Source organism: Rhizobium sp. N324, from assembly GCF_001664485.1.
Classification (GTDB): domain Bacteria; phylum Pseudomonadota; class Alphaproteobacteria; order Rhizobiales; family Rhizobiaceae; genus Rhizobium.
Genome location: NZ_CP013633.1, coordinates 117397 through 144240, shown reverse-complemented (window position 1 = coordinate 144240; position 26844 = coordinate 117397). Strand labels below are relative to the sequence as shown.

Below are 26844 nucleotides of genomic sequence, written 5' to 3'. Positions count from 1 at the left end.
TTGAAGGTTTGGAAAACTAGTCCCGGCATGTGCGAGTTGGTGTTCATAGATAGGTTTATATTGGATGACCGAAAGTTTGTTCAACAAGCCCGATGAAGGGACCTTAGTGAAAGACAACTTTATCGAGGGCTCCGATCCCGAACGTCTTTTGCCTTTGATATCATCGCCCCTGGCGTCCTCTGACCTTGCTCAACACGACAGTAGATCGCTTAACTCTCGCTGCAGTCGAATTTCCCTTTTTGGCGTTGCGGATGCCTATCATGAAGAGGCGTTCTCGGTCATGATAGATTCCCCAGTTGACGTCGTAACGGTCTTCCTGCCGGCGTCCGGGAATGCAGTCTTTCATTGGTCTGGGCAACAGGTAGAGTCGCCGCATGTTGCAAATGCTCCGCTGAATGCCCGACAAGATGGCATAAGATCTCAACTGTCATTGACGATCGATACGCAATCCTTGCGTGACAAGCTTTCTCGCATGCTCGATCGGACGATCAGCGGAAATCTGCAAATTCAGCCGACCCTTGATCTTGCATCGAGCGCGGGAACGCTCATGCGAGAACTAGCCCTGTCTGCCCATCGCGGCCTCAGTGCCGGGGGGGCTCTGCGACAATGCCCGTCGGCCTATAGCTCGCTCCTCGACGCGATAGAGTACCTTTTGATCGAAAGCTGTATGCATCGCTATACCGATGAACTTCGTCGTCCGGCTCCGTCTCCCACGCCTCGCCACGTGAAACGGGCAATGGAGTTTATGGAAGAGCATATGGCTCAACCCATTTCCCTTAACGATATCGCCGCTGCGGCCAAGGTCAGCGTGCGGACTTTGCAGCACGGCTTCCGACAATTTCGTAATACCAGCCCCACAATGCACCTCCGAGACTTGCGTATGTGCGCAGCTCGACAGGAACTGCTGCAAAACGGCGCTAAAATCAGCGTTTCGGAAATAGCGCTTAAGTGGGGCTTCACACACCTCGGCCGTTTTGCTGCAGAGTACAAGAGACGTTACGGCGAACTGCCATCTAAAACAGTGCATATGAGCGATGTTCTGCCGCATAGGCGATCTATGTGTGCTTCGCAGGCCTCTCCGCCCGAAAGCTGACCCGGAAATAGCCCTTCGCGATGGCGCTGTGGTTCGCAGCGCTCCACCGGGCTATACCATCGCTGCGCCCTTAATTTTTCGGTCTGTCGCCACAGACGGTCAGCAGCCGAGCGTACAGTGCTTCAAGGTGATTGGTGATTTGGATCATTTGCAGCCGCTCTTGCTCCAGGCGCTGCGACTGTGCATCTTCGTGGCTTTCTAAGTGGGTATCTGTCTTAGCCTGTTGCCCGAAATTGATTGCGATAACTTTGGACATCTTCGAACTCTCGTTGAATTTCGTTAATACTCCGCGTCTTGAAGGAAGACAGTCGCGGAAGGTGAAAAAGCAAAAGTCTGCTAGGCAGCTGCGATGCGTCCTGATTGGTGCCAAACCTTTGCTCAAAACTAAGGAAGCATTCCATCCCTTGTTCAAGCGGAGTGATTCCGTAGCTGAAGGTTGGGTCGAAGTCGCGCCTAAGTGCGAACCGGTTGGATCCGATCGCCGTTGATCGATAGAATGCCAGAGACCTGATCGACGACCGGGCCGATGATACCATCTGCTACCTCAACGACGACAATGGCGCTGTGGCTAGACCGATGGCATTGGTTATCTCGGCAGCAAGCTCTATCACCGGAATGACAGAACCGGCAGATCCCTGAACCGAGAACATGCGTTAGGGGCAGCGGCGTCGCCTCTGCTAACCCCCGGATTTCCGGGATCAACGTCGTCTTCATGCAGAACTGCTGGCTGCCAGATGGAAACCGATAATATCCTGCGGTGAATTATGACATGATTCATTAAAACTCTTCCCATTCCTTAGTCACGACAGCGGCTGTAGTACGTCCGCCGAAGGCGCCGGCAAGCTTCTGGGAGAGGGCACGCGCTGGCGAGGCGGCCGGCTTACCGTTCTGGTGGGCAACACGCCGTACAGAAGTCGAACCGTCGAGCCTGAAGCGCGCAATAAGCCGCGCCAGATTGGAAGCCTCATCCGCCAACCGGTTGGTGGCCGCCGTCGATTCTTCCACCATCGCCGCATTCTGCTGGGTTGTCTGATCCATCTGGTTGACCGCAGTGCTGACTTCCGCCAGCCCGGTCGATTGCTCTCGTGCCGCCGTCGAGATCGTATGAACGTGCTCGTTCACCTTGATCACGTGGCCTCGGATTAGACCAAGGGCATCGCCTGTGGCCGTTACCAGCCTGACCCCAGTTTTGACCTCGTCGCCGGACCGGTTGATCAGCGCCTTGATATCCTTGGCGGCAGTGGCGGAGCGCTGTGCCAGTTCACGCACCTCCTGAGCCACAACGGCGAAACCCTTTCCAGCGTCACCCGCACGCGCCGCCTCGACGCCGGCGTTGAGGGCCAAAAGATTGGTCTGGAAGGCGATCTCGTCAATGACGTTAATGATCTGGCCGATTTCATCCGAGGCCTGCTCGATGCGGCCCATGGCGGCGACCGCGTCTTTGACAACCGCGCTCGACTGCTCGGTGCTTCTGCGTGCCTCATCGACCATATGGCTGGCTTCCGTGGCTCTTTCTGTCGAGCTTTTTACCGCCACCGTGATTTCCTCAAGCGCCGAAGAGGTCTCCTCCAGAGCCGCGGCTTGCTGTTCCGTGCGCTTTGAAAGGTCGCCTGAGGCGATGCGCATCTCGCCGGCTCCGCCGTTGATCGTGTCGACGGCGGAGCGAACCTCGCCTAATACGGATCGAAGGGCTGCCATGGTGGCGTTGACATTACTCTTCAGTTCACCAAAGGCTCCCTGAAACTCGCCGCACATGTTTTCCGTCAGATCCCCATCGGCAAGCGCTGAGATAACGCGGCGAGTTTCGGCGATGCCCCGGTCAACAGAGGTGACCAGCTCGTTGACGCTTCCTGCAAAACGGTCGAGAGCCGCATCGCCGTATTTCTTGGTGATGCGATGGGTGAAGTCACCGGCTACGGCGGCTGACACCACCTCGGCAATGCTCGACTGCAAGTCGGCGCTCTTGGCCTGCAACGCGGCCTCCTGCGCGTTCAGATCGCGGGCCTTGATGCTGTTTTGCTTGAATACCTCAACGGCTCTCGACATCTTGCCGATTTCGTCGGCGCGCATTGCGAAAGGAACCTCAGTGTCGAGATTACCATCTGCCAGTACGCCCATCGTGGTAGTCAACCGCGAGATCGGATCGGTAATCTTCCGGATGCAGTAAAGCAGGGCTATAATGCCCGTCGTAGTTGCCAGCGCCATGGCGAGAATGGTGACCAAAACCGTCGATGAAACGGCGCCCATCGTGTTTCCGACGGCCGCGACTCCACCACGCTTGTTAACTGCGACATCCTGGTCAAGGAGCGCTCCGCTATCATTATACAGTTTCGTCGTGGCGTCACTCGTTAGAAGAGCAAATGCTTCATCCTTCTTGCCTGCCTGCATTAGTTTAACAATCCGCTCGCCATCCTCCTGATATTGCGTCCACAAAGCGGAGAACGCGTCATAGGCCTGACGCTCCTCGCCGGAAGTCACCATCGGCTCATATTCACCACGGGCATTCGCGAGATCCTCCATCTTCTGGCGGAAGGTGGTGATATTATGCGCAAGGCTCGTCGAATCTGATGAGTTTGTCACCAGCCTGAACTGCAGGATGCGGTAGTCCCCGGTGATCGTATTGATCCGATTTATCACATCGATCGATGGCAGCCAGTTGCTGGCAACTTCGGATATATTGCTCCTAATGGACAGCAGCTTGACGATACTCACGATGCCCTGGCCCGCCGCGAGAAGAGAGAGCAGAACAAATATCAAAGATAAAGCGAGTCTAATGGACTTGGGCATAAAGGCAAACCTTTTAGGTGAGGTGGACGATCGACTTGTCTACTCAAATCTTCCAATTGCCGTTTCATTCATTCGAACGGCAGATCAATCTTGTGGGTCTGTGACATAGCTGAGAATACCTATTGGTTGCGTTGGTTAATGAAGCCTTTCCTGCTCGTCTCGAATGCAAAAAGACGACGTTTTAAGGATAGTCAGGCGCCCAATGGATCGTCCGCGCTTACAAGGAGGATGCAGCCGGCAAAATTTCATTTGGCGCCGTTCGAAGAGCATCATCGTTTTCAGCAACCGAGTTTCGCCCCGCCACGAGCCCCCGACCTAGAGCAAGTCCTGCGATCGATGAATCGATTGTGATGTGACGGCGTCCATCGAAGCTGATTCAACATCCACAGAGAAGAGGTGGATGATGGGACAGGCTCTGAGCGATGATCTCCGAATACGAGTTTTGAAAGCGTCTGCGTCGGGCATGTCGGCTCGGCAGGTTGCGGCTCGTTTCGGTGTTGGGATTTCGACAGCGATCCGCTGGATCGCAAGAGCGAAAGAGGGTGAGTTAACTGCTCGGCCACAGGGCTGGAGACGACCTTCGGCAGTGGATGCACACGAGGAATTCGTTGTCGCGTTGATCGACGAGCGTAGGGATGTGACGCTCGATGAGATGGTTGAGCGCTTGTCCGTCGAGCGGCAGGTGAAGATCAGCCGCAGCGCACTTGGCGCCTGGCTTCGAGGCCGTGGGTGGACCTTTAAAAAAAGACCGCACACGCACTGGAGCAGGACCGACCGGACGTCCTGAAGCGCCGGCGCGCCTGGTTCGATGGTCAATTGGACCTCGATCCGGAGAAACTGATCTTCATCGACGAAAGTGTGCTGCAGAGGCACGGAAGGAGTTCAGTATGAGCTAACCCCGTAACGTGAAGCTGCGTGAATGATGGAGGATGGCCCTCCGGGATCGGCTTTCAGGAGCGGGTCTCAAACCAGTCCGAGCTGCTGCGGTAAAGAGCCGTGGTGGTGAGCGCCGGATGAAAAGTCCGGACGAGATCCGAGCAGGTGCGTGTCCGAAAGACGAACGAAAGTGAACCCGCTGACCTTGCCCCGTCGAGATAATCCATTTTGAAGTAAGCTCTGGCCCATTGAGAGGACCAGAGAATGAAGCGCAACCGTTTCACAGACGAACAGATCATCGGGATTCTGAAGGAGCACGAGGCTGGCACGCCGGTCTTGGAGCTTTGCCGCAAACACGGTGTCAGCGATGCCAGCATCTATAAATGGAAAGCGAAGTTCGGCGGCATGGAAGTGTCGGAAGCCAAACGGCTGAAGACGCTGGAGGACGAAAACACAAAGCTGAAGCGGCTTCTGGCAGATGCCATGCTCGACAATGCCGCTTTGAAAGACCTTTTGGGAAAGAAGTGGTGACGCCCGCAGCAAAGCGGCGAGCTGTCGCGCATCTGGTTGATCAACATCAGATGAGCGAACGGCGGGCGTGTAAAGCCATCGGCTATTGTCGGATGACGATCCGTTACGAAACCAGGCGCGGTGACGACCATGACCTTCGCGATCGGATGAAGGCGCTGGCCCATGAACGCCGCCGCTTTGGCTATCGACGTCTTCATGTGCTGCTCAGACGTGAGGGACATCTTGTGAACCACAAGCGGCTCTTCCGGCTCTATCGAGAGGAAAAGCTGGCCGTGCGCAAGCGCGGCGGCCGCAAGCGAGCGATAGGCACACGAGCGCCGATGCTGATCCCGATGGCAGCCAATGATCGCTGGTCGTTGGACTTCGTGTCGGATCAGTTCACCGATGGGCGCAGGTTCCGAGTGCTGACCGTGGTCGATGATTGCACCAGGGAGTGCCTGGCGCTCGTCGCCGATACGTCCCTTTCCGGCCTGCGGGTTGCTCGTGAGTTGGACCGGATCATCGAGGGGCGAGGCAAACCGAAGATGATCGTCAGCGACAATGGCAGTGAGTTCACCAGCAACGCGATCCTGCAATGGACGGATCGGACCAAGGTGGAATGGCACTACATCGCGCCCGGCAAGCCGATCCAGAACGCCTTCATCGAAAGCTTCAATGGGCGGCTGCGAGACGAGTTCCTGAATGAAACGCTCTTCTCGTCACTGGCGTATGCTCGGTCAGCGCTTTCAAACTGGTGCAGCGATTACAACGATCATCGACCGCATTCCGGCCTCGGCTGGCTGACACCGGCCGAGTTCGCCCAGACCATCAACCCGCGACGTGATGCGGTGCTGCGCAGCCGGAATGGCTCCGCACCGCAACCCGCCGCTACCGCCGCAAATACAGCAACCCAAAACCGTCGGAGCGAACTCAAAACTGGATAAAACTTGGGGGCAAGGTCACCTCCGAAGACGCGCCGTTATGAATATAAGCGTCGTCGAAACCAGGACTGTTTCGTCATCCTGGGACAAGTCCGCCGGGTGCCTGATGATTGGGCAAGGTCACTACATCGAAAGATGGTTGACCGCGCCTATGGAAAAGAACGGAGAAGTCATTGAGCGGATGCGTGGTACCCCGCAAGGGGGCGTGGTCAGCCCGATCCTATCGAATCTCTCCTGCATTACGCGTTTGACGTCTGGATGACCCGGACGCATCCGGATCTACCATAAAGGCCTGGCGCCGGCGAAGATCGGCGGCTACGTCAAACCGACACTGAGGGTGCGGCCGCCGACAACTACACCTTGACGCGTCGCTGGTCGACGCGAATGGCTTTCGCTTGACCCTCCACGCTGGCACGTGCAGCATCGTCGGCCTGATCGATTTCAGGACGAACGCGTGCATCGATCGGGTGGTGATCATGCTCCTGCTCAGGACTTTGATACGTTGAAACGACAACGCCACGGTGCAACAGCTCGTTCATGTCGTGTTACCTCTTCGAAGGCTACAAGCTATCTGGGAAAGACTTACCTTGTAGGGCATTGGCGGAAGGATCGACAATCGAAAAGACAGGCAGAAATCTCGTCTGCAAGGCCCTCCCCAGAAGGGGTCGGAAGGGAAGATCCGTAGGACAGTTCCCGCGAAACCTCTAGAAAAGTCCGGCCTTTTGAGACCTCGCAACCGGCGGAGAGGATGTTGCTGTCCTGCCTCTATTCAACAGACCTCTCCCCCTTTAAGTTCAGTCGGCGAGCGACCCTTGGGCGATCGCTATGCGCCGATCCCGCCCATGCAGACGTATTTCATGGATAAGAAGTCATCCATTCCGTACTTTGAGCCCTCTCGGCCGAAGCCGGATTGCTTGACGCCGCCGAATGGCGCTAATTCGGTGGAAATCAGACCCGTGTTCACGCCAACCATGCCGTATTCCAGCGCCTCTGTGACCTTCCAAACGTTCCTGAGGTCGTTGGCGAAAAAGTAGGCTGCCAAGCCGAATTCCGTATCGTTCGCGAGTTCGATGACTTCCTCGACAGTATCGAACTTGAACACCGGAGCCAGAGGCGCGAAGGTTTCCTCACGCGCAACCTTCATATCCTTTGTCGCACCCGAGAGAAGCGTTGGTTGAACGAACGTGCCTCCGCGAGCATCGCGGTCACCACCAACCACGACAGTCGCACCCTTGGTCACAGCGTCATCGATATGACCATAGAGCTTTGCTACCGCTTCATCGTTGATCAACGGGCCGATCGTCGCCCCGCTCTCAAACCCGTCAAGAACCTGCAAGGCACTCACGCGCATTGCCAGCTTCTCGACGAACCTGTCATGGATCCCGCTCTGTACGTAAATACGGTTCGCGCACACGCAGGTCTGACCCGCGTTACGAAACTTAGAAAGCATAGCCCCCTCGACCGCCTGGTCGAGATCTGCATCGTCGAAAACGATAAACGGCGCATTGCCGCCGAGTTCCAGGCTCAGCTTCATGATCTTCTGGGCGCCTTGCGCCATCAAGATACGGCCAACTTCGGTCGAACCGGTGAAGGTCAGTTTCTTGACGACCGGGTTGGAGCAGACCTCCTCGCCAAACATTCTTGCATTATCCGTCGGGAGGACGCTGAACAAGCCATCGGGTATTCCGGCACGCTCCGCGAGGATCGCCAATGCAAGCGCCGATAACGGAGTCTCGGCAGCAGGCTTGAATACGATCGCGCAGCCGGACGCGAGCGCCGGCGCGATCTTGCGGCACACCATCGCCGACGGAAAGTTCCAAGGAGCGATGGCGGCCACAACGCCAACCGGCTGCTTGATGACAAGCAGTCGCTTGTCGGCCTGGTGACCTGGAATGGTGTCACCATAGACACGCTTGGCTTCCTCACCGAACCATTCGATGTAGGAAGCTCCGTAAGCAATCTCGCCACGCGCTTCCGCCAGTGGCTTGCCCATTTCCGATGTCAGAATTACGGCCAGGTCTTCAGCGTTAGCCACCACCTCTTCGTAGAACTTCCGCATGATCAGCGAGCGTTCCTTCGCCGAAACCTTAGCCCACTTCTTCTGTGAAGCCTTTGCAGCATCGATAGAGGCTCGCACTTCAGCAAGGCCAGCGCTAGGCAGAGAGGCAAGGACGTCCATCGTGGAGGGGTTTAGCACGTTGATGCGTGTGCCGTTTACCCCTTCGCTCGACCACTTTCCTCCAACCAGCATCTGCTCGCGAACGAGAGTCTGGTCCTTTAAACGGCCTAGCAGGGTGCTGGAGATTGCCATGGATCTTCCTTTCTATGCATTGATCATATCTGATTTCGAATGTGTGGTGACCGTGCGTATATCGCTACCATCGGAACGATGAGCAGACCGACGACAGCCTGCTGCGCCGGAAAGTTCAGTCCGAGGCCAACTAGAAGCGAGGTCAGTACAGTCAGGACAAGAACACCGAGCACTGTCGCGCCATAGCCGCCCGCCCCACCAAGAAGCGACGTCCCTCCAATCACCACCGCTGCTACGGTGGTGAAAAGATAAGGGTCGCCCACGCCGACGAAGCCACCACCGGAAAACCCTAGTAGCAGCATGCCCGTGATTGCAGACATGGCACCGCTGACGCTATGGATGACGGTCCAGACCTTGAACTCGGAGATCCCGAGGCGGGCGGCCGCCGTCCGGCTTCCGCCGACGGCGTAAATGCTGCGGCCAAACCAGGTGTTGTACATGAACCATCCAAGCGCGATGGCGACGATAGCCCAGATCACGATGACCGGAGGCAGCGACAGGCCGAAAAACTTTCCGTTGAACGCCGAAATGTTCCTCAGCCATTCGGGTACCGGAGCAAACACTGTACCACCAAACGCCGAGCCGAGTGAGGTGTAGATCTGGACCGCACCGACGGCCGCGAAGCCAACTCCGAGCGACATGATCAGCGCTTGCCCTTGGAGACGGAAGCTCAGGGCGCCATTGGCGGCCCCGACAAGCGCACCGAGGAGCATGACAACCAGCATCGCGAGGGGAGCGGGAATACCTGCGACCATAAGGCTGGGAAGGAGGATGTTCGCGCCTCCAATAATATATGGTATCGAAAGATCGAGCGCACCGACCAGAGCGCACAGCGTCTGGCCAATGGAGGCAAGCCCCAGAAACGCTGCGAGAAGAAGGATTGAACGCGCGTTTTGGGATGATACGAAGCCGGGGACCAGCAATGCACCGAGTGCTAAGAGAGAGGCCAGAAGAACAAAGCCAATGACGATGCTCCGATGAGCCTTGAGCGGGTTAGACTTCTGAGCCGATTTGATTTCGGAATTCATAACTGTCGCGACCATTATCTTGCTCCTTACACAACCGCGCGGCGACTGATGACAAAGACGTTCACGAGAAGTGATCCGACGAGGATTAAGCCGAATGCCATCTGGGTAACGAACCCCGAAACCGTGCCGAAGTTGAAGGTGGAGAGGAGATAGGAGATGAGGAACATGTTGATCGCGCCAAGCGTAGATCCAAGTGCTCCACCACGACCACCGGAGAGGCTCGCACCTCCGAGAACCAGGGCCGTAACAGCCTGAAGGGTGTAGGTGCTGCCCTGCGTCGGATCACCAGAGGAGATCAGCGCCGTGTAGCTGAGGGCGGCAAGTCCAGCGAATGCTCCACCAACAACGTGGGCGATGATGCGGACTGCGTCCACTCGAACGCCGCTCGTATATGCCATGCGCTCATCCGCACCCGTCATGCGAAGGTTGCGGTAAAACATAGTCCCCCTGAGAAGGAGCCATAATGCATACGCTGCAACCAGCAACAGCAAAACAGGTGACATGATGTCGGTCCCCGCCCCCCAGCTAAGCATCCAGTCGGGCGCGACTCCACCCGGTCGGGACATCACCATCAGGTTCAACCCGGAGAGGACAAGAAAACCCGACAGCGTAACGATTATCGGAGCGACACGCACATAAATGATAACCAGCGCCTGGAGTAGCTGGAATGCCGCTCCCAGGCCGACTGCCCATACTATCACTGCGATAGGGTTGGTAATTCCGTTACCCACAAGCCAGGTAATAAGGGTAACGTTGATGAACCCCATCAAGGGGCCAACTGAAAGGTCCACTGCTCCACGACCCGCCATGACAATGGGGGTGAGGGCAAGCGCCGTTAGAATCAAGGGCGTGGCGACAAGGATTGCACCTGCGAGGCCGTTGTTCGTGAATAGCCCGTGTCCGCGTAGGGCAACGGCGACCAAAAGGACAATGAATAGGCCGGCCGGCACGAAGAGGGAACGGTCCTGGGTGATTTGACGGAATGCGATTCCAGACATCATGCAGTCCTTTCCAGATCGAACTCGATGGAGGCGTTTGGCGATTTTCCAAACATTGCGGCCAAGATTGGCTCTTCCGCTATGTCCTCGCCCGCTAGCGACCGGAAAAGCCTTCCAGCAAAGAAGACGTCGACGCGGTCCGCAAAGCCGATGAACTCTTCGATTTCGCTTGATAGATAAATCACGCTGCCACCCTTCTCCGTGAACAGGCGCAGTTCGCGGTAGAGATCGCGCTTCGTTCCGAGGTCGACACCGCGAGCGGGATCGTTAAGGACGATGACGGACGGTTCGTTTGCAAAGGCACGGCCGATCAAAACTTTTTGCTGATTTCCGCCCGACAGTGAGGTGATCTTGTTCGCCGGACTTCCAATCTTAATCCGGAGCCGATCCACCTCGCGTTTGAACATGGGTTTGAGGCCGGCCTTATTGATTATACCAAGAGGACCGAGGTTCTTGCGATAGACGCCGATGGCAAGATTTTCGAAGATGCTCTGCTGAGGGAAGATACCTTCACGCTTGCGGTCGCCGGAAATATACGAGATTCCTGCTTTGGCAGCGTCTTCGAGCGATGCGACCTTTTTCATTCTCTCGGTGCTGGATGACCAGACTTGGACATTACCACCAAAAGGCTGGATGATACCCGCAACGGCGCGTACGAAAGCGTCCTGCCCCTGCCCGTCGAGTCCTGCAACACCGATGATCGCTCCTTTCGGTAGATCGAAATCGAAGGGCGCTGCCGCGCTGTGAGTAACGAGGTCTCTTACCGCTACCACGGCCGGCGCGGCGGCGCCTACTTGCTTTGATTCGTACGCCTTCGCGTCGCTTGCGTTTCGGTCCGCGGGCGTCATCATTGAAAGCAGGTTCTCTTCAGTTATTTCATGCTTCTCGAGCGTACCAATGGTGACGCCGTCGCGAAGGATCGTGGCTCGATCGGCGATGCGGACAAGTTCAGCGATCCGATGCGTTACGATCAGCACGGTCGCACCTTCCCTACGGAGACGATCAATTTCCTCGTGGAGGCGGATCGTGGAATCGAGGTCTAATGCCGCAGACGATTCATCGAGGATGAGGACCTTCGGCCTGCGCAAGACCGCTCGCGCAATAACTATCCATTGCTTGACGCTCAGAGGCAATGCCCCAACGTTCTGATCGAGATCCACGGGCTTGCCGACGAGGCGTTTCAGGATCTCCTCAGCCTCGGTACGCCGACCACTGCCGCCCTGCGAGCGGAAGATGCCGTCGCGCCCGACATACAGGTTTTCCAATACACTGGCCTCGTCGGCCACCAGCACTTCCTGGAAGATCGTTGTCAGCCCGATGCGCTTGGCGTCAGTCGGAGTCGAAATCTCTTCTCCAAGGACCGAAACGCTCCCGGAATCTGGGTGCAACACTCCAGACATGATCTTCGCCATCGTGCTTTTGCCACTTCCATTCTCTCCGACGATGGCGTGCACTTCTCCGGCCCGGGCTTCAAAATCACACTTCTTTAAGGCCTTAGTCTCGCCGAAAGACTTGGCAACATTGATCAACTTGATCGTAGTTTGGTTTTGCATCGGAGATCCTCTAATCCCAACGGCCGCGCGAGGCGGTCCTCCCACAAGAGAAACTTCTGTCCGGTGGCAAGACCCACCGGGCAGAACAGTTTCACTTCGACACAGGCTTCCAGGGATCAGCCGGGCGTTCGAAGTAGTCTGCAGCAATCGCAGCAGGAAACCACCCGTCCGCCTTGGGCTCCACGAAGTCTGTCGAGTTCAAGTCGCAATCTTCTGGTATTGCCGCGCGGACTTCATCGATGGTGTAAGGCAAGACGGGTCGAAGGAAGGACTGAACCTTAGGGCCTTGTCCCTCCAATGTGCGGAGCATGATCTCCCACATCTGTTGCATCTCGCGACGCGGCGGCCAAATATGGAAACTCCTGTCCACAAACTCGGGGTTCTTGCGCCAGTAGCACGCGGCGGAAGCTTCCCCCCCGAGAGTAATCGGGATCATGTCTCGACCTGACTGCAGCATTGCGTTGAGAACGCCGTTCTCTTGGGCCCCCTGCGTGAGGATCCCATCAATCTTCGTCGGGTTCGTCGCAAGAAACTTCTGAACTTCGACCTGGGCCACCTGGTCGGTCCACTTCCCTGCAACTTCACCGACGATCTTTATGTCGGGGTACTTAGCAAGTGCTTCCTTAGCCGCTTTGTCAAAGCTGTCCGAAGAAGCGAAACCGGGAATACCAGAAACGAGAAGGATATTGCCCTTCTTTCCTATTTTTTCCGCCAGCCACGTCGCCATCTCGGCACCGCCCTGCGCGTGATTGGCCGCGCCATTGATGGCGTATGGCGACGTCACGTAGCCCGAAAATGAGAACACCGGCACACCGGCTTTGTAGGCATATTCGATCGTCTGATTAAGAGCCGTGACGTTCGAGCAGCAGATGATGATTGCATCGACGCCTTCGTCCACCATCTGACGCATCTGCTGGATCTGAACGGCGTCTTTAAGATCCGACTGGGTGACCACGACATCAGACACCAGGCCCGCAGCCTTTGATCGCGGTAAAAGATCGCTCATGACCGCATCGAGAGCTGCGGCTCGCCAGGTGTTGCCAGCGTAGCTGCTTGCATAGCCGATCTTCCACGGAGGAAGCTTTTTGGGCTTGAAGTCTTTGTAGGCGCTCGCCCCCAATGGAATCTGCGGATCTACAGTTTCATAGATCTTCTTTTCTGTAGCCGGTAGCTGATCGACACCATCCGCGTAAGCGGTTGTCGCCAGGGCGCTAACCGAGATCAGCGCCCCAAGTGTGACATTCAGAATGCACCTCATTGAAGTTCTCCTCCCGAGAAAAGGATCAGGCAACCTTAGACCGGGCTGCTGATGACTGTTGGATCTCCTCAAGAATCGGCAACAGATACTTCCGGAACTCGCTATAGTCCTCAGTAACGGGAAAATGTCCGAGCTTTTCCATTGTCCAAAACTTGGAGCCTTTGACCAGGTCTGCAGCAATCTTGGTATCGGCCGGGGACGTGTTTGGATCGTATTCGCCCGTGAGGAAGTATAGCATACATTTCGACGTATCGATTTTGCTGGCTTCTTCTGGCGACACATCGTGGTCGTAGTAGTAGTAATAAAGATCACCCGCGAAGATTCCCGGTCCACCGCAGCTGTATTCCCACTGGATTTCACGGACATTCGCTTCTGGCGAGTACGGTGAGATATTCAGCATCATCGCCGCACCGATGGAGGTGCGATTGACGTTTGGATTGTCGAACTCCCTGCGGATGCCAGCCATACCGACGTCGACGTACTCCGCCGCCGAGCGCAACGCACCTTCGACCGAGATCGTGGCGCGGAAGTTGTCCGGATAGTTCGATGCCAGGTCGATCGCGAGATGGCCGCCCATGGAGCTGCCCAAATAAACGGGGCGGTCTAGGTCGAGCGCTTTTGAGAGTTCGAGCTGGAAGTCCATCATGAACTTCTTGGTCATGTTGTATTCCTTCTCCCACCAGCGAACGCCGTAGGGGGGAAGGGACTTGCCGTGATACGGCAGATCGAACGCGATGACGCGAAAATTTTTCGTCACGTCGGAATCGCAAAGCATATGACGGTATTGGCGACCGTCGGACCCTGCCGTATGACCGACGAGAAGCGGAATCCCCTGGCCCGCTTCTTCGTAATAGACGCGGTACTCGATACCTTCTACGGTGAGATAGAGATAACGGCCGATAATGGGGTCAAACTTGGTCATGCTGCTGCTCCTTCAGAACGGGCATTGCGCATCAGGGTGGTCATGCGGTTGAGAGCAGGCAGATACGCGAAGGTTTCGTTGTTACTGCTAAGGTAGAGGCCATGCTTGATGTTTGATGACTGCAAGCACTGATAAAACGGCAAGGGTTTGTGCTGAAGCAGCGCCTCCCACTGTGAACCGGTCCCGCGTATGACGATAGTGCACTTGTCGTCGTCGTATTCGGCCTCTTCCACCTTTAGCAACGTACCGTCCTCGAAATGAAGCGCTACACTGCGGGTAGGGAAATCGCATTTTAATATACCGTTAAGATAACGAGTTTCGCGCTTGAACTCGAAATCCTCACGCACGAATTCTATGAATTTCTTGAGATCTATCGCCATTTTAGGCTCCTCCCTTGTTGATAAGCGCTGAGAACTCCGCGCATGTTGTACATGCCCCCTCACGGGACAGCACATTCTCAAATGCCCATTTCGGTGAATACTTCCTGGGCATGCCTGAAACTGTCGATGCCTGCTGGCACACCAACGTAGATAGCCACCTGAAGGAAGATCTCCTGGATCTCCTGTTTCGTAACACCGTTGTTGATGGCGCCGCGGATGTGGCCTCTGAGCTCGTGCGGTCGGTTTAAAACCGCTATCATTCCAAGGTTGAGGATCGATCGAGCGCGACGGTCGAGGCCAGGTCGGTTCCAGATATTGTCCCAACAATACTCGGTGACGAGTTCCTGCATCGGCCAGGTGAAGTCGGTCGCCTTTCCGAGGGCCGCATCAACGTAAGCGTCCCCCATCACCTGCCGACGAGTAGCAAGTCCGCGCTTGAACTGCTCCGATGGAGCTGTTCGCTCGCCGGCCTTAGACCCCTTATCTTTCCTGTCCAAAGTGGCCATTGGGTTTCGCTCCCTTCATCATATTTGACAGATTATCAGACAATTTTCAACTGTCAGTTTGGCGTAGTTTTTCGCGGTCAGGCCTGATCTTTCACGAACTGCGCAATTTTCGTATGGTCGACATCGGGGCCTAAAGCATGCCGAGCAGCATCCCAGGCATCAGCGGTACCGGCCAATGTCGGCAGCTGGAGATTGAGCGCCTTCGACAAGTCCGCTGCAATCCTAATGTCTTTCGCCATAAGCCCCAAAGCAAAACCAGAGCCAAAAGTCTCCGAGAGGATGAACTGCTTCATCTTCACTTCTGTTGCGTTGTTCTTGCCAGACGACGAGTTGAGAATATCGACGATCGTTCTAGGATCGAGACCAAACGTTCGGCCAAGAAGAACGCCTTCGATAGCTGCCAGAACCCCGGCTCCCGATACGAAATTGTTGATGGCTTTCATGGCGTGCCCTGAGCCGATCGGGCCTGTCCTAAAAATCTGGCCGCCCATGGCGCACAGGATGGGATCAGCTTGATCGATATCGTCAGAAGCACCGCCTGCCATGATAGTAAGAGAGCCTTCGACGGCTCGCTTCACTCCGCCTGACACGGGAGCATCGACCAGCCGCAAGCCCTTCTGATGCAAGCGCTCTGCGAGCTCACGAGTATCATTGGGCGCCGATGAGCTCATGTCGATGACAAGCGCGTCAGCACTCAGGGATTGCCAGGCCCCATCCTTGAAGAGCGCGTCTTGAACAATCTTGCCGTTGGGAAGCATGGTAACCGCAACATCGGCGCCATTGAATGCTTCCGCTACCGTCTCTGCCGGAACGCCGCCGACGGCCGCGAACCTTTCCCTAGCCTCGGCCGATAGATCAAAGCCAGTGACTTCGAATTGAGCCGACAACAGATGTTGTGCCATCGGCCCGCCCATTGCGCCGAGACCAATAAAGGCGACGCGCAGATTTTTTCGTGGTGACAACGTCCCGCTCCCGAATGTGAGGCAAGCACAATCAGCTACCTCCGTTAGTGAGGAGTAGTTAACGACCTATCAGACAATCTGTCAATCGGAAAATTCATGCTTGGGCCGGTGCGCCCTCGCTACGACGCCAATTTTGCTGTCGCTTCTTCAATCACCTCACTTAAAATGACCGTGCAAGCAGCACCCATCTTATCGTCCGATGGACACCAGAGAGGTTGTTGCGTTGTCAAAAGCACCGTGCCTGAAGGATTTGATTACACCCGGCCACCTACAGCATCAGACAATCTGTCAATTTTCGGAAAATCTTATGGCATCAGCCTGAGGTGTTGTTGCGCAGGTACTCGAGTGCGACTTTCGCAGCCATATCAATGTGGTGCTTACAAGCGGCCGCAGCCCTGGGTCCGTTGCGATTTTGGATCGCTTCGGCAATCTCTTTGATTTCTGCAATGCTATGTTTGAGGCGCCCCGGTTGTGTCATCGAAGTCATGCGCAGAAGATTGATCCGGTTGTGCAGCGATGTTAGCATTTGCCTGACGAAGACGTTTTTGCTGCCATCCATCAAGCAGTCATAGAAGGCGTTTTTGGCAGCGATGAGCCTGTGTCCCACGCCGCTTTCCGCCGACGCTTCGAATTCTCTAACGGCATCTTGCAAAGTGGCAATATCTTCCGCCGTTCCATTTTCGGCGAACTGCTGACCAGCAAACCCCTCGAGCAGCGCGCGGACGGTGTAGAGCTGAGCGGCCTCCTCATAGGTTATGATACTGACAACTGGACCCTTGTGGGGGAAGCTTGTGATCAATCCCTCTGCCTCAAGCTGCCGAAGCGCTTCACGGACGGACGTGCGACCCACGCCGATCATTTCGCAAAGCTCGCGCTCGACGAGCCTTTGCCCCGGCTTGAACTTGCCCGTCGCAATAGCCTGTCTGAGCCTTTCTTCGACTTGCACTCGAAGAGAGGCATTTTGCCGAGCGACCTGCAGCTCCACATCTACCATGATCAATGTCCTACGTAGCACTAATGAATTTGAGCTAAATATATGGCTGCTTCGCGGGGAACTTTCAATCAGATTGTCTGATGAGCGGTCATTAGCAACTATTCTCGAGGATTGAGCCCGCTGTGTAGAGGTCGGCTTCCCGATCCATGAGGAACCGATCGGTTGGCGCGCCATAAGTGGAAATTCTAGTCCAAATGGCCTAGTTCAATTGGTGTCCTGATGGCCGACAATGTCCGCCCGCCGATTTCTCAAAACCAGCCACGGTTGCGACCCTGATCGACGAGGTGTCCACGGTCACCGACACCACCGCATCTTCCAGGAGCACCCGTTCGACTAAGGGCCGGGTGCAGCTTGGCAATCGGCAAAAGCCGCATCAGCAGACGATAGTGGTTCCGATCGCGCCTCCAGTCCGGAGGCGGCATCGATCTTGAGCGCCTCAAGATCCGCCATCTTTCTTCGCCTGCCAGCCTGGCTCGTACTTGCGCTATCGCTCCCGCAATTCCCATTCTAACCACTTTTCTCTCTGACCATCTCTCTTGAAAAATTGTAACCTTCGTGCTACATATCTAGTGCAATCTGTAGTGCGAAGGTGACAAATTCCGACACCTCACAACCCTCCGGCCGCTGTGCGGCGCGCTGCGCAAACTGGGCGCAGACATCCACGACGCACGTCGACGTCGCCGCCTGCCTATGGCGGTAGTAGCCGAACGTGCCTTCACCTCACGCTCAACGCTTCAAAAGATCGAGGCCGGCGACACCAATGTCAGCATCGGCATCTATGCAGGCGTCCTCCAGGCACTCGGCCTGCTAGATGGGCTGAGCCAAGTCGCCGACATCGGTAACGACAGCGTCGGCCAGTCTCTGGCCAATGCAGAGTTGCCCAAGCACGCTCACCCAAGGCGATCACCGGGATCGTCACGCGATGGCTGATTTCGAAGTTCATCTCGACCTTCACGGCCGCACACGTCCCATCTGGCCCGGAGCAATCGCGCCCGTGGTGCCGAAACAATCGTGTTTGAGTATGATCGTGCCTGGCTCGAGGACCCCGGCCGCTTCTCGCTGCAGCCCGCTCTAGCTCTGAGCTGGGGAGAAAAATCGTAAGCATCCGGCGAAGGCCGCTTTCCTGGCCACTTAGTTCTCCGTGACCAATGGAGAAGGCAGGCACAATGCTGTATGCATTGGGTAGGCGAATAATTTTCTTGTCGCGGTAAGGGGTGCGCAATGACCTACAGGACTGGCTCCATTGCCACTGTCTGCCCACGATGCGGCAAACCCGCCCTACAATCCCCAAGCAAGGGGATTTGGTGCGTTCACTGCAAGAACGGATCAAGGAAGTAGGTAACGGCGCTTGCTCGCAATGGATCGGGAGCCGACACGCAACCGCTGTCAGTCACGCCGCTTGAGCGTCTGCAGCCGGCGATTTCCAATTCCATGGAAGCAGTTGCTCCAGCCTGGTAATCGGCGTGTCTGCGATACGGGCAAGGACGTCGGCAAGCCATGCCTGCGGATTGATGTCGTTGAGTTTTGCCGTCATGATCAGCGTGGCCATGAAGGCGGCACGGTCAGCGCCGCGATCCGACCCGGCAAAGAGCCATGATTTTCTGCCGAGTGCGAAGCCTCTGAGCGCCCGCTCGGCGGCATTGTTCGTCAGGCAAATCCGGCCATCCTGCAAGAATGACGTGAATCCATCCCAACGCTTGAGCATGTAGTCGATCGCCTCTGCGACCGGAGAACTGCGTGACAGCTTCGACCGCTCGGTTTGAAGCCAAGCCTGCAGATCGTCGACGAGCGGCAGACTGTCTCTGCGGCGACGCTCCAGGCGTTGATCGGCGGCAAGCCCGTTGATCTCCCGCTCGATATCGAACAGGGCATCGATGCGTTTGACGGCTTCGAGCGCCATAGGCGAGATCGGCGTAGCGTTCTTTCCACGCGTGGCGTTTGCAGCAATGTCCGCGAGTACGAAGAATTTGCGACGCGAGTGCGCCCAGCACAGTGCCTGCGTCAGGGGATCGGGATCACGATCAACCTTGAACAGTGGATTGTAGCCGCCGTAGGCGTCCGCCTGCAAAATGCCGGTGAAGGTCTTCAGGTGGCGCTCTGGATGCTCCTGCCGTCGGTCCCGCGAGGCATAGTAAAGGGCCGCCGGCGGAGAGAGCCCTCCGAACGGCCGATCGTCCCTGACATAGGTCCAGATGCGGCCCGTATCGGTCTTTCCCTTGGCCAGGATCGGCACGGTCGTGTCGTCGCCGTGCAGACGTTCGGCAGCAAGGACATGCGCCTCGATCAGGGAGTGAATGGGCTTCAACGCCGCGGCACATGCTCCGACCTGGTCGGCCAGCGTCGACAGGCTGAGGTCGACGCCCTCGCGTGCATAGCGTTCGCTTTGGCGGTTGAGCGGCTGGTGCTGGGCGAACTTCTCGAACAGGATCATGGCCAGCAGGTTCGGCCCGGCAAAACCGCGGGGCGTCACATGGAAGGGTGCTGGCGGCTGCGTGATCTTCTCACACTCGCGGCAGGTGAACTTCTCCCGCACCGTCTGGATGACCTTCCACTGGCGTGGGACAACCTCCAGGGTTTCGGTGATGTCCTCGCCGAGTTTCGACAGTTTGGTCGATCCGCAGCAGGCGCAATTCGCGGGAGCGGCGATAACGACGCGTTCACGCGGCAGATGCTCGGGAAACGGTTTGCGAGATGGACCCTTGCGCTCGAAGGTTTTGACTCCTGAAGCTTTGGCTGCGATCTCCGCGACCAGTTCATCTTCACCGGCGTCTGCCTCAAGTTCTTCGAGCTGCAGTTCCATCTGCTCGAGGAGCCGCGCTTTGCGCTCGGACCGGCTGCCGTAGAGTTCACGGCGAACCTTCTCGATCTCCAGCTTCAGCCCGGCGATCAGCGCCTCGGAATTCGATACGAGTGCCTTTGCGCTGGCGGCCTCAGTCTTGGCGACCGCTGCTTCTGCTTCGGCTGCAACACGTCGAGCGCGTTCCTGGGCCAGCAGTGCAAGCGCACTGGCAAGGTCGTCCGGAAGTTCTTCGGTCGCGTTGCTCATGACAGGATGGAATCATATTCGACCCCGTCATTCCAGTGTTTTGCTCATCCGACCGACGTCGGCCGCCAGGTCTTTTGCGGCATCCGCCAGTCGATACCTTCCAGCAGATAACCGAGCCGCGCAGGCGTGATCACCACCGTGCCATCGGCTGCTGATGGCCAAATAAAGCGTCCACGCTCCAGTTTCTTCGTGAACAGGCAAGCTCCTTGACCGTCATGCCAGATCACCTTGATCAGGCCACCGCCTCGGCCGCGGAATACGAACAGGTGCCCAGACATCGGGTCACGCTTCAGCGCCTCCTGCACCATCAACGACAGACCGGGGAAGCCTTTGCGCATATCGGTGTGGCCCGTCGCCAGCCAGACCTTCACCCCACTCGGAACCGGGATCATCGAAGACCCAATACGCAATCGAGAATCCGGCCAAGCGCTTCCGTTTCGATATCGCTGTCCACCCGGACACGCCGGCCCCGACCCAGCTCAATCGTTACGTCGCTGCGCTTCCGTCTCGCATGGGATGTAGTGGGCGGCTCCGGTTGAACGGGAGAGGCTGCCGGCGCGGTCTCCGACACGATCACCGGCACCAACGTGGTTCCCACCTCGGTCTTCGGCTCCTCGATCCGGCACAGCTCCTTGCGCCAACGGAACAACTGGCTGACATGGATACCGGCCGCGCGAGCAATCTCAGAGATAACCGCGTCCGGCTCAAAGCAGGCAGCGACGAGGCGCTCTTTGTCTTCGCGTGACCAGCGCCGACGGCGCTCTACAGACGTGATCACCTCAATTGGATGCTTCGTCATATGACTACTCCTAGTGTTACCACTAGGACTGACAGTCAGTAGCCTGTCATCGCAAGACGGCCGTCACCGTGGGATTACGAAAAATCACGGCTTTCTGTGGCTCAATAGTAAGCGACAAGCCGTGGCCGTTCAGGCGGCGTAGTTCCATGGCATGAGCGCGTCGATTTCACTGCTGGGCCATCCATTCGCAAGGCGCTCAAGCGTCTGGGTCAACCAAGCTTGCGGATCGACTGCATTCATCTTTGCCGTTTGCAGGAGCGTCGCGATGGTCGCCCAAGTCCGGCCGCCACCGTCGCTTCCAGCGAATAGACTATTTTTCCTCGTGATCGCTTGGGGTCTGATTGCTCGCTCGACTATGTTGGAGTCGAGTTCGATGCGGCCGTCGGTCAGGAAGCGCTCGAAGATGTCTCGACGCGAGATGGCATACCGCAGAGCTTCGGCGAGTTTGGATTTTCCAGAGACCCGTGGCAGGGTCGCCTGCCAGAGAGTGAAGAGGTCACGGACGATCGCTGCGGAGATCTCCTGGCGTGCAGCGACACGAGCTTCAGGGCTTTGGCCGCGCACACGCTCCTCGATCTCCCATAACCTCGCCATACGCTCGACGGTGTCTGTAGCGACCTTCGAGCTCTTTGCGACATGCAACTCGTAGAACTTTCTCCGGCTGTGCGACCAACAGCCGGCCAGGATGGCGCTGTCATTGCCTCCATCTTTCCGGACGAGCTTGTTATAAGCGGCATATCCGTCGACCTGCAGGATTCCACGATAGCCGCTCAGGTGTCGTGCGACACACTCGGTGGCTCGACTGTCCTCGAAGCGATAGGCTACCATCGGTGGACCGCTGCCCCCAAAAGTCCGGTCATCCCTGGCATACGCCCATAGCCATGCCGTCTTCGCTGATCCGGAACCAGGTGCAAGTGTGGGCAAGGTCGTTTCGTCGGCAAAGATCCGTTCGGCCTTCTTGATCTCATCGAGGATGTAGTCGGCGAGGATATTGAGCTCGAACCCCAGCTTGCCCATCCATTGAGCCATCAGCTTGCGGTCGAGTTCGACCTTGTCGCGTGCGTAGATGGCTTCCTGGCGATAGAGTGGCAGCCCGTCGGCATATTTGGAAACGGCGATCTGGGCCAGAAGTGCTTCCGTCGGAATGCCACCTTCGATGATATGTGCCGGAGCCGCCGCCTGGACGACACCATCCTCGTTCCTAAAGGCATACTTCGGCCGGCGGGTGACGATGACACGGAACTTCGCTGCCACGACATCCAGCCGCTCGGAGACGTCTTCTCCAATCAGGATTTTGGTCTTACCTGCATGTTCTGGAAGCTCTTCCGGTTCGATCACGACCTCGACGCGCTCAAGATGAGGCGCAAAGCCCTTGCGTGGCCGCGGAGCGCGTTTGCTGTCCGCGCTACCGCGGCCTTTCGTGACCTGAGCCTTGATCGTCGCAATGCCGGTCTCGATCTCTTCGAAGACAAAGGCATGCTGCTCGTCATCGACGGTGGATGATGCAAGCCTTTCCGAGCGTCGGCCAAATCGGGCGCGATCGAAAGCCTTCAGGATCTGCGTCAGCCGCTCGATGCGCTCATTGGCGTCCGCGTTGCGGGCCTCTAGATCGTCAACCTGCTTCTCCAAAGCCTCGACGCGGGCTGCTTTTGCGGCCATGGCAAGAACCATGGCTTTCAGAGCCTCTACATCATCCGGGAGCTCGATATCGGGTCGCGTCATGGGTATGATCAGAGCATATTTTGCCGCGATCCGCCCATGGTTTCAGGGACCTGATTCACTTCGCCGCAGCGGTTTTACCCAACAATCTCGGGAGGCTTCACCGGCGTGGATCGAACCCGCTTCCAGTCCATTCCGTCGACTAAAGCCAGAAGCTGGGCATGATTGAGCTGGACGCGATGATGGCCGATGCGTGGCCAACAGAACTGTGCTTTTTCCAGCCGCTTCGCATAGAGGCAAACGCCGGAACCATCCCACCACACGATCTGACTCGGTCTGCTCTCTTGGCCCGAAAGACATAAAGTGCACCGTTGAACGGATCACTGCCAGCATCCCGTACCAGCGAAAGCAAGCTGTCCGGCCCCTTTCGGAAGTCGATGGGATGGCTCGCAAGAAAGACCTTCACGCCGGACGGGATCATGCCGACCGCACCGCTCGGATCACCCGCTGCAGGTGTGCTTCGCCGATATCTGCGTCGGCCCGGATAACGACGTCGCCGATGATAAGCTCGATCATCGCACGTGTGCCAATCGTCCCAGTCTCCGTCTGACCAGCCCGATCTTGCGAGGAGGATCGTTGTCCGTCACGAGCATCACGACGCCAGCCAAATAGCTGCGAGGGATGTATGCCGATGCGATGCGCGATGGCTGAGACGCTTGCGCCGGGCTCCATTGCCTCAGCCACAGCCCGCGCTTTAAAATCATCGGACCAGCGGCGCCGAAATTGCCGTGGGGCGCCCTCAAGCCGTTCCGGAACAGCCTCGATCATATGGAAGTTTCTAGTTCCAGAGCTAGGCGCAGACATAGAAGCTCACAGTTTGTGAATCGTCTGTCCGCAATACAGCGGCCAACGCTACTGACGCCAGATGGGGTCAGCTTGTCGCTTACGCTCAATAAAGCCAGCTGGTCGTTGTCCCCTGCCTATGACCTCAATCCAGTGCCTACGGATGTCAAGGCGCGCGCGCTGACGACAAACATTGATCTTGATGAAGGCACCTGCTCCCTTGACCTGCTGGAAGAAGCTGCAGAGCTCTACGCCCTAACGCTCGCCGAGGCTCGCGCGATCATTAAGGAAGTCGCGACACCGCAAGGTGGCGCGAGACCGCCAAGGCGGTCGGTGCGCGGTCAGCCGAGATCAACCGTATGGCCAGTGCGTTCGATCACGATGATTTGCAGCGAGCGCCAGCCCTATGACGAGAGCCTTCCTCCACAGTTTCAATCCGCCCTCTGCCGGCCCGATCACTGAACCGGATTACGGCATCGTTGCGTTGTAAAGGACGGATGTCCAATGGCAATTTTCCGATCTGCGGTCCTGGCTGGATTTGCGATGGAATTGTTTCAAGCGCCTCCGTGACCAACGAGCGAAAACCAATAATTATGTGATTCGGTGAGATCGAGACGCTACTCTACGAACAAACTATGTCACTGCCAGCGGATCCTCAATCACATCGACGATCGATGGCTGGCCAAGCACGTCCGCGAAGCGCTGTAGCATGGCAACAGTACTCGATGACATCTCCGCCCTGGAGCCCGGGATATAGCAAGCGGCTGCATAAGCGAGTTGCCGTTGCCTCGGTTCCGTTAGCAACAGCGGCAGCGTCTCGATTGCTTGCTCCGGCTCAAAGGTGACGATAGCCGTCTGCACGCGAGTGATTTCGGCCAAATGATCAGCGCTTAGTGAGCGGAAGGGCTCGTCCTCGGTCAGCACCCGTGACCAGCGCGCCAGGCGGTCGCGTCGGATCCCGCCACGATCGCTCACCAGGAGTACGACCATACGGATGATGGCATCGGCGAGTCCGCCGATCGCGATCCTCCTGAGCGCATTGGCGATGTCCGGCTGCCATCTCATATCGTCAAGTGTCGTCCCTTTGCGGTATGCTTCGTGGGGATTGTCAAAATATCGCTGCCAAGGGTTGTTCCAGATCATGTGAAACGCGAGCTCATAACCCATGTCGCGCCAGTCGCGCATGACCACGATCGCCTGTTCGACAGCCTTGAAATAGAGCGCTTCCGCAGCCAGGAAAGGATTTTCCGCTGCTGCGTTCGCCCGGGAGTTCCGTACCTGCTCTGAAATTGACTTATAGCCAACCATGATCGGATTCTGAGAAGACAGCAGCGATCGCTCCAGCCGCTTTGGATGGAACATTCGGCTGGCGTCTGCTGAGATGTCTGTGACCGCGGCCTGCACAAAGGGGCGGGCAACTGTGTGATAGATCTGCGCTTGCAGTTCAGAGACGCGGGCGACGGCAGCGAAGGGACCTCCATCGTCATGGCCGTCGTTAAACTCACGGATATTCTCGAAGGTGCGCTCGATCAGTTCAACACTATAGCTCTTGTGTCCAGCATCTTCTTGAATGTCCGTGATGCGCATCTCGTAAAGGCCAGGCAACAACGCCTCAATTGCCTCGAGCGTGCTTGCAACCTCATTGTATTCTTTGTTGATTACTCTCGAGGAAACGAATGTACCGAGGTGACCGACGTCGTTGTGTACCATATAAATAATGTGCTGGCCGAGAAGGCGGATTTCCTCCTCGTTGTCATAGATTTCGGGGATCCAATTCAGCGCCTGCTGCGGCGGCGTGACATTGTCGCCATGACTGGCAAATATGATAATAGGCGCCCTGATCTTCTTAAGGTCGAAATGCCGCCGTTCCGGCTCCCCATACGCCTTGTTGTGCGCCAGTCGATTACCAACAAAGAGGTGCTCAACTATCCAGCGGATCTCGTCTCCCCGCATCAGGCAGAAGCCGCCCCACCACTTCTCAGCCTTAAGGAAGGCTTCGCTCGCCGCATCCACATCTCGGAACAGTTCGACATACTTCAGGAATAACTGGCGCTCGGGATTGAGCGTTTCGAAATTCTGTACGAGATGGGCGCCGTCGAAGATGCCTCCGCCCAGATCTGACAAAAACATGGTGATCCAAGCTCCCCCGAAGAGGCCCGCCATGTAGCGGAGGGTATTTTCGCCGATATTTCCCGAGGTAGGTGTCACCGGCGATCCGTTGAGGATGATCGGGCCAGCTAAGTCGAGATTTGTCGCAACCATCAGAAGGGTAGCCCAGCCAGCTTGGCAGTTGCCGACTACGACTGGAAGGCGGGCCAGCGGATGCAGGCGCATGACCTCACGAACAAAGGCCGCTTCCGCATACGTGACATTAGAGAGATACTGCCCCCCCTCTGGCTCTCGGCGGAAGGACACCAAATAAACCGGGTGACCTTCCCGGAACGCCACGCCGACCTGGCTGTCTTCTTTGTGGCCACCGACGCCGGGACTATGTCCGGCGCGCGGACAAATGATTATAAAGGGGCGCTTCGTGTCATCGACGTTAACACCTTGGGGCGGAATCATTCGGAGTAACACGTAATTGGATTTCAAGGGCAGATCGTTTCCATCCATAACTGTTTCGTAGTCGCAGAAGAAAACCGGCGGACAGCCTGCCGCTTCATGTTCGAGGAAGATGTCGCCGCGCTGTCGGAGAAGATCCATGCACAATATGGCGCGCTCACTAGCGTCGCGCAGGTATTCCGCCCAAGCGTGGCCCAAATTCCCATTGTCGTGCACCTCGCGTAGACTCTCGGCAAGACGTTCGGCCTCAGTAAAGAGCTTTCCCTGGCGGGTAGACTGGCTGTCGCACATGACTTGCACGCGGCGCAATAAGGCAACCTGCAGAATTTTAGCGGTTTCAGCGCCCGCTTCCGCCAAGCGTTGGAACATCGGGAATAGACTTTGGGTCACTTGGCTGTCCAGTTCCGTGGATGGCGCTTCAATCCACCGGAGCGGATTTAGAGATGTAAGAATGTCCGCCATCGTTTCAACTCCTCTATGGTTATGATCCCGTACGCATACATACGTGCCAGATCGATCGTGCTTCCGTCTGGCGAGGTGCTCGGTAGGCAATGCCGACGCCTAGGAAAGCAGTTTGACGACTTCCGACCCCAACGAGTTACCGCCGCATTCATCCCCTGCAATGTCTATGCCAAGCACTGGGTCAGCCAGCTACGCCGGGAGAGGGGGCAGCAAGCTCGTCGCCAGGGAATGCCACACAAAGTCTTCATTCAGCCTGGATCAGCAGTTTCTCCCAGCTCGTTGGAGACTATCGCAGGACAGGAGGTGATGGATTCGCCTGCGGTGTGGGATCCCCACCAACTAAGATGTTTCGGC

At 56.9% G+C, this 26844-nt stretch carries 21 protein-coding genes and 6 pseudogenes; 7 read left to right on the top strand and 20 right to left on the bottom strand.

Annotated elements, in window-relative coordinates; genetic code table 11:
• Positions 1-64 precede the first annotated feature (64 nt).
• The gene (locus AMK05_RS33800; RefSeq protein ID WP_082935755.1) at positions 65-1093 is read left to right on the top strand and encodes an AraC family transcriptional regulator; all 1029 of its coding nucleotides are present in this window, start codon (positions 65-67) and stop codon (positions 1091-1093) included.
• A gap of 70 nt (positions 1094-1163) precedes the next feature.
• Here the strand turns inward: AMK05_RS33800 and AMK05_RS26265 are convergent, their stop codons facing one another.
• Together AMK05_RS26265 and AMK05_RS26260 are read right to left on the bottom strand one after the other, a co-directional pair.
• Positions 1164-1349 carry a hypothetical protein gene (locus AMK05_RS26265; RefSeq protein ID WP_004673279.1) on the bottom strand — a complete coding sequence of 62 codons (186 nt, stop codon included), beginning with the start codon at positions 1347-1349 and terminating at the stop codon, positions 1164-1166.
• Between the two features lie 521 nt (positions 1350-1870).
• Positions 1871-3880 (bottom strand): HAMP domain-containing methyl-accepting chemotaxis protein, encoded by a 2010-nt coding sequence (locus AMK05_RS26260; RefSeq protein WP_064842524.1) that lies wholly within the window; start codon positions 3878-3880, stop codon positions 1871-1873.
• A 403-nt stretch (positions 3881-4283) separates the two neighbouring features.
• Here AMK05_RS26260 and AMK05_RS26255 point away from each other — a divergent pair.
• From AMK05_RS26255 to AMK05_RS35735, 3 genes and pseudogenes are all read left to right on the top strand, one after another.
• Positions 4284-4744 (top strand): annotated as a pseudogene (locus tag AMK05_RS26255) (helix-turn-helix domain-containing protein); the annotation flags it as partial.
• 276 nt (positions 4745-5020) lie between these two features.
• A protein-coding gene (locus AMK05_RS26245) for an IS3 family transposase (protein ID WP_089152671.1) occupies positions 5021-6210 on the top strand; the annotation gives its coding sequence in 2 pieces (ribosomal slippage) (positions 5021-5270 and positions 5270-6210; 1191 coding nt in all).
• 121 nt (positions 6211-6331) lie between these two features.
• A pseudogene (locus tag AMK05_RS35735) lies at positions 6332-6492 on the top strand (group II intron reverse transcriptase/maturase); the annotation flags it as partial.
• A gap of 68 nt (positions 6493-6560) precedes the next feature.
• On the opposite strand, the gene AMK05_RS26240 reads toward AMK05_RS35735, so the two are convergent.
• From AMK05_RS26240 to AMK05_RS26190, 11 genes are all read right to left on the bottom strand, one after another.
• Positions 6561-6746: a hypothetical protein gene (locus AMK05_RS26240; protein WP_064842519.1), complete on the bottom strand. Its 186-nt coding sequence runs from the start codon at positions 6744-6746 to the stop codon at positions 6561-6563.
• Positions 6747-7030: 284 nt separating this feature from the next.
• Entirely contained in the window at positions 7031-8518 is a 1488-nt protein-coding gene (locus AMK05_RS26235) for an NAD-dependent succinate-semialdehyde dehydrogenase (protein ID WP_064842517.1), read from the bottom strand.
• A 23-nt stretch (positions 8519-8541) separates the two neighbouring features.
• On the bottom strand, positions 8542-9561 hold the full coding sequence (locus tag AMK05_RS26230) for an ABC transporter permease (RefSeq protein WP_004668632.1): 1020 nt from the start codon (positions 9559-9561) through the stop codon (positions 8542-8544).
• 11 nt (positions 9562-9572) lie between these two features.
• Positions 9573-10547: an ABC transporter permease gene (locus AMK05_RS26225; RefSeq protein WP_008534336.1), complete on the bottom strand. Its 975-nt coding sequence runs from the start codon at positions 10545-10547 to the stop codon at positions 9573-9575.
• Positions 10544-12097, bottom strand: a complete 1554-nt coding sequence (locus tag AMK05_RS26220; RefSeq protein WP_064842514.1) for a sugar ABC transporter ATP-binding protein — start codon at positions 12095-12097, stop codon at positions 10544-10546. The genes AMK05_RS26225 and AMK05_RS26220 overlap by 4 nt, the downstream gene beginning before the upstream one ends.
• Before the next feature lie 91 nt (positions 12098-12188).
• Positions 12189-13355 (bottom strand): ABC transporter substrate-binding protein, encoded by a 1167-nt coding sequence (locus tag AMK05_RS26215; RefSeq protein WP_064842512.1) that lies wholly within the window; start codon positions 13353-13355, stop codon positions 12189-12191.
• 25 nt (positions 13356-13380) lie between these two features.
• Positions 13381-14277 (bottom strand): alpha/beta fold hydrolase, encoded by an 897-nt coding sequence (locus AMK05_RS26210; RefSeq protein ID WP_004668623.1) that lies wholly within the window; start codon positions 14275-14277, stop codon positions 13381-13383.
• Positions 14274-14657, bottom strand: coding sequence for a hypothetical protein (locus AMK05_RS26205; RefSeq protein WP_004668622.1), 384 nt, complete (start codon positions 14655-14657; stop codon positions 14274-14276). The genes AMK05_RS26210 and AMK05_RS26205 overlap by 4 nt, the downstream gene beginning before the upstream one ends.
• Positions 14658-14734: 77 nt before the next feature.
• The gene (locus AMK05_RS26200) at positions 14735-15163 is read right to left on the bottom strand and encodes a carboxymuconolactone decarboxylase family protein (RefSeq protein WP_004668619.1); all 429 of its coding nucleotides are present in this window, start codon (positions 15161-15163) and stop codon (positions 14735-14737) included.
• A gap of 77 nt (positions 15164-15240) precedes the next feature.
• Complete coding sequence (locus AMK05_RS26195) at positions 15241-16125, bottom strand: NAD(P)-dependent oxidoreductase (protein ID WP_011053340.1); 885 nt, start codon at positions 16123-16125, stop codon at positions 15241-15243.
• 313 nt (positions 16126-16438) lie between these two features.
• Positions 16439-17119, bottom strand: a complete 681-nt coding sequence (locus AMK05_RS26190) for a GntR family transcriptional regulator (RefSeq protein WP_004668612.1) — start codon at positions 17117-17119, stop codon at positions 16439-16441.
• Between the two features lie 596 nt (positions 17120-17715).
• Here AMK05_RS26190 and AMK05_RS26185 point away from each other — a divergent pair.
• Positions 17716-18049, top strand: a pseudogene (locus AMK05_RS26185) (helix-turn-helix domain-containing protein).
• Positions 18042-18208: pseudogene (locus AMK05_RS35730) on the top strand (type II toxin-antitoxin system HipA family toxin); the annotation flags it as partial. The pseudogenes AMK05_RS26185 and AMK05_RS35730, both read left to right, overlap by 8 nt.
• A 301-nt stretch (positions 18209-18509) precedes the next feature.
• On the opposite strand, the gene tnpC reads toward AMK05_RS35730, so the two are convergent.
• The 6 genes and pseudogenes from tnpC to AMK05_RS26160 all read right to left on the bottom strand — a co-directional run bounded on the left by tnpC (position 18510) and on the right by AMK05_RS26160 (position 23451).
• Positions 18510-20165: an IS66 family transposase gene (gene tnpC / locus AMK05_RS26180; protein ID WP_064842507.1), complete on the bottom strand. Its 1656-nt coding sequence runs from the start codon at positions 20163-20165 to the stop codon at positions 18510-18512.
• Between the two features lie 44 nt (positions 20166-20209).
• Positions 20210-20557 carry an IS66 family insertion sequence element accessory protein TnpB gene (gene tnpB, locus AMK05_RS26175; protein ID WP_064842504.1) on the bottom strand — a complete coding sequence of 116 codons (348 nt, stop codon included), beginning with the start codon at positions 20555-20557 and terminating at the stop codon, positions 20210-20212.
• Complete coding sequence (gene tnpA / locus AMK05_RS26170; RefSeq protein WP_064842501.1) at positions 20554-20964, bottom strand: IS66-like element accessory protein TnpA; 411 nt, start codon at positions 20962-20964, stop codon at positions 20554-20556. Before tnpA ends, tnpB (AMK05_RS26175) begins: the two co-directional genes overlap by 4 nt.
• Positions 20965-21093: 129 nt before the next feature.
• On the bottom strand, positions 21094-22686 hold the full coding sequence (locus tag AMK05_RS26165) for an IS66-like element ISRle3 family transposase (RefSeq protein ID WP_064842498.1): 1593 nt from the start codon (positions 22684-22686) through the stop codon (positions 21094-21096).
• A 74-nt stretch (positions 22687-22760) separates the two neighbouring features.
• Positions 22761-23104: pseudogene (tnpB, locus tag AMK05_RS33780) on the bottom strand (IS66 family insertion sequence element accessory protein TnpB).
• On the bottom strand, positions 23101-23451 hold the full coding sequence (locus AMK05_RS26160) for a transposase (protein ID WP_082935752.1): 351 nt from the start codon (positions 23449-23451) through the stop codon (positions 23101-23103). Before AMK05_RS26160 ends, tnpB (AMK05_RS33780) begins: the two are co-directional and overlap by 4 nt.
• Before the next feature lie 114 nt (positions 23452-23565).
• Here AMK05_RS26160 and AMK05_RS33775 point away from each other — a divergent pair.
• Positions 23566-23876: pseudogene (locus tag AMK05_RS33775) on the top strand (type II toxin-antitoxin system HipA family toxin); the annotation flags it as partial.
• 223 nt (positions 23877-24099) lie between these two features.
• Here the strand turns inward: AMK05_RS33775 and AMK05_RS26155 are convergent.
• Positions 24100-26490, bottom strand: a complete 2391-nt coding sequence (locus AMK05_RS26155; protein ID WP_064842496.1) for a DUF3141 domain-containing protein — start codon at positions 26488-26490, stop codon at positions 24100-24102.
• Positions 26491-26844: the final 354 nt, after the last annotated feature.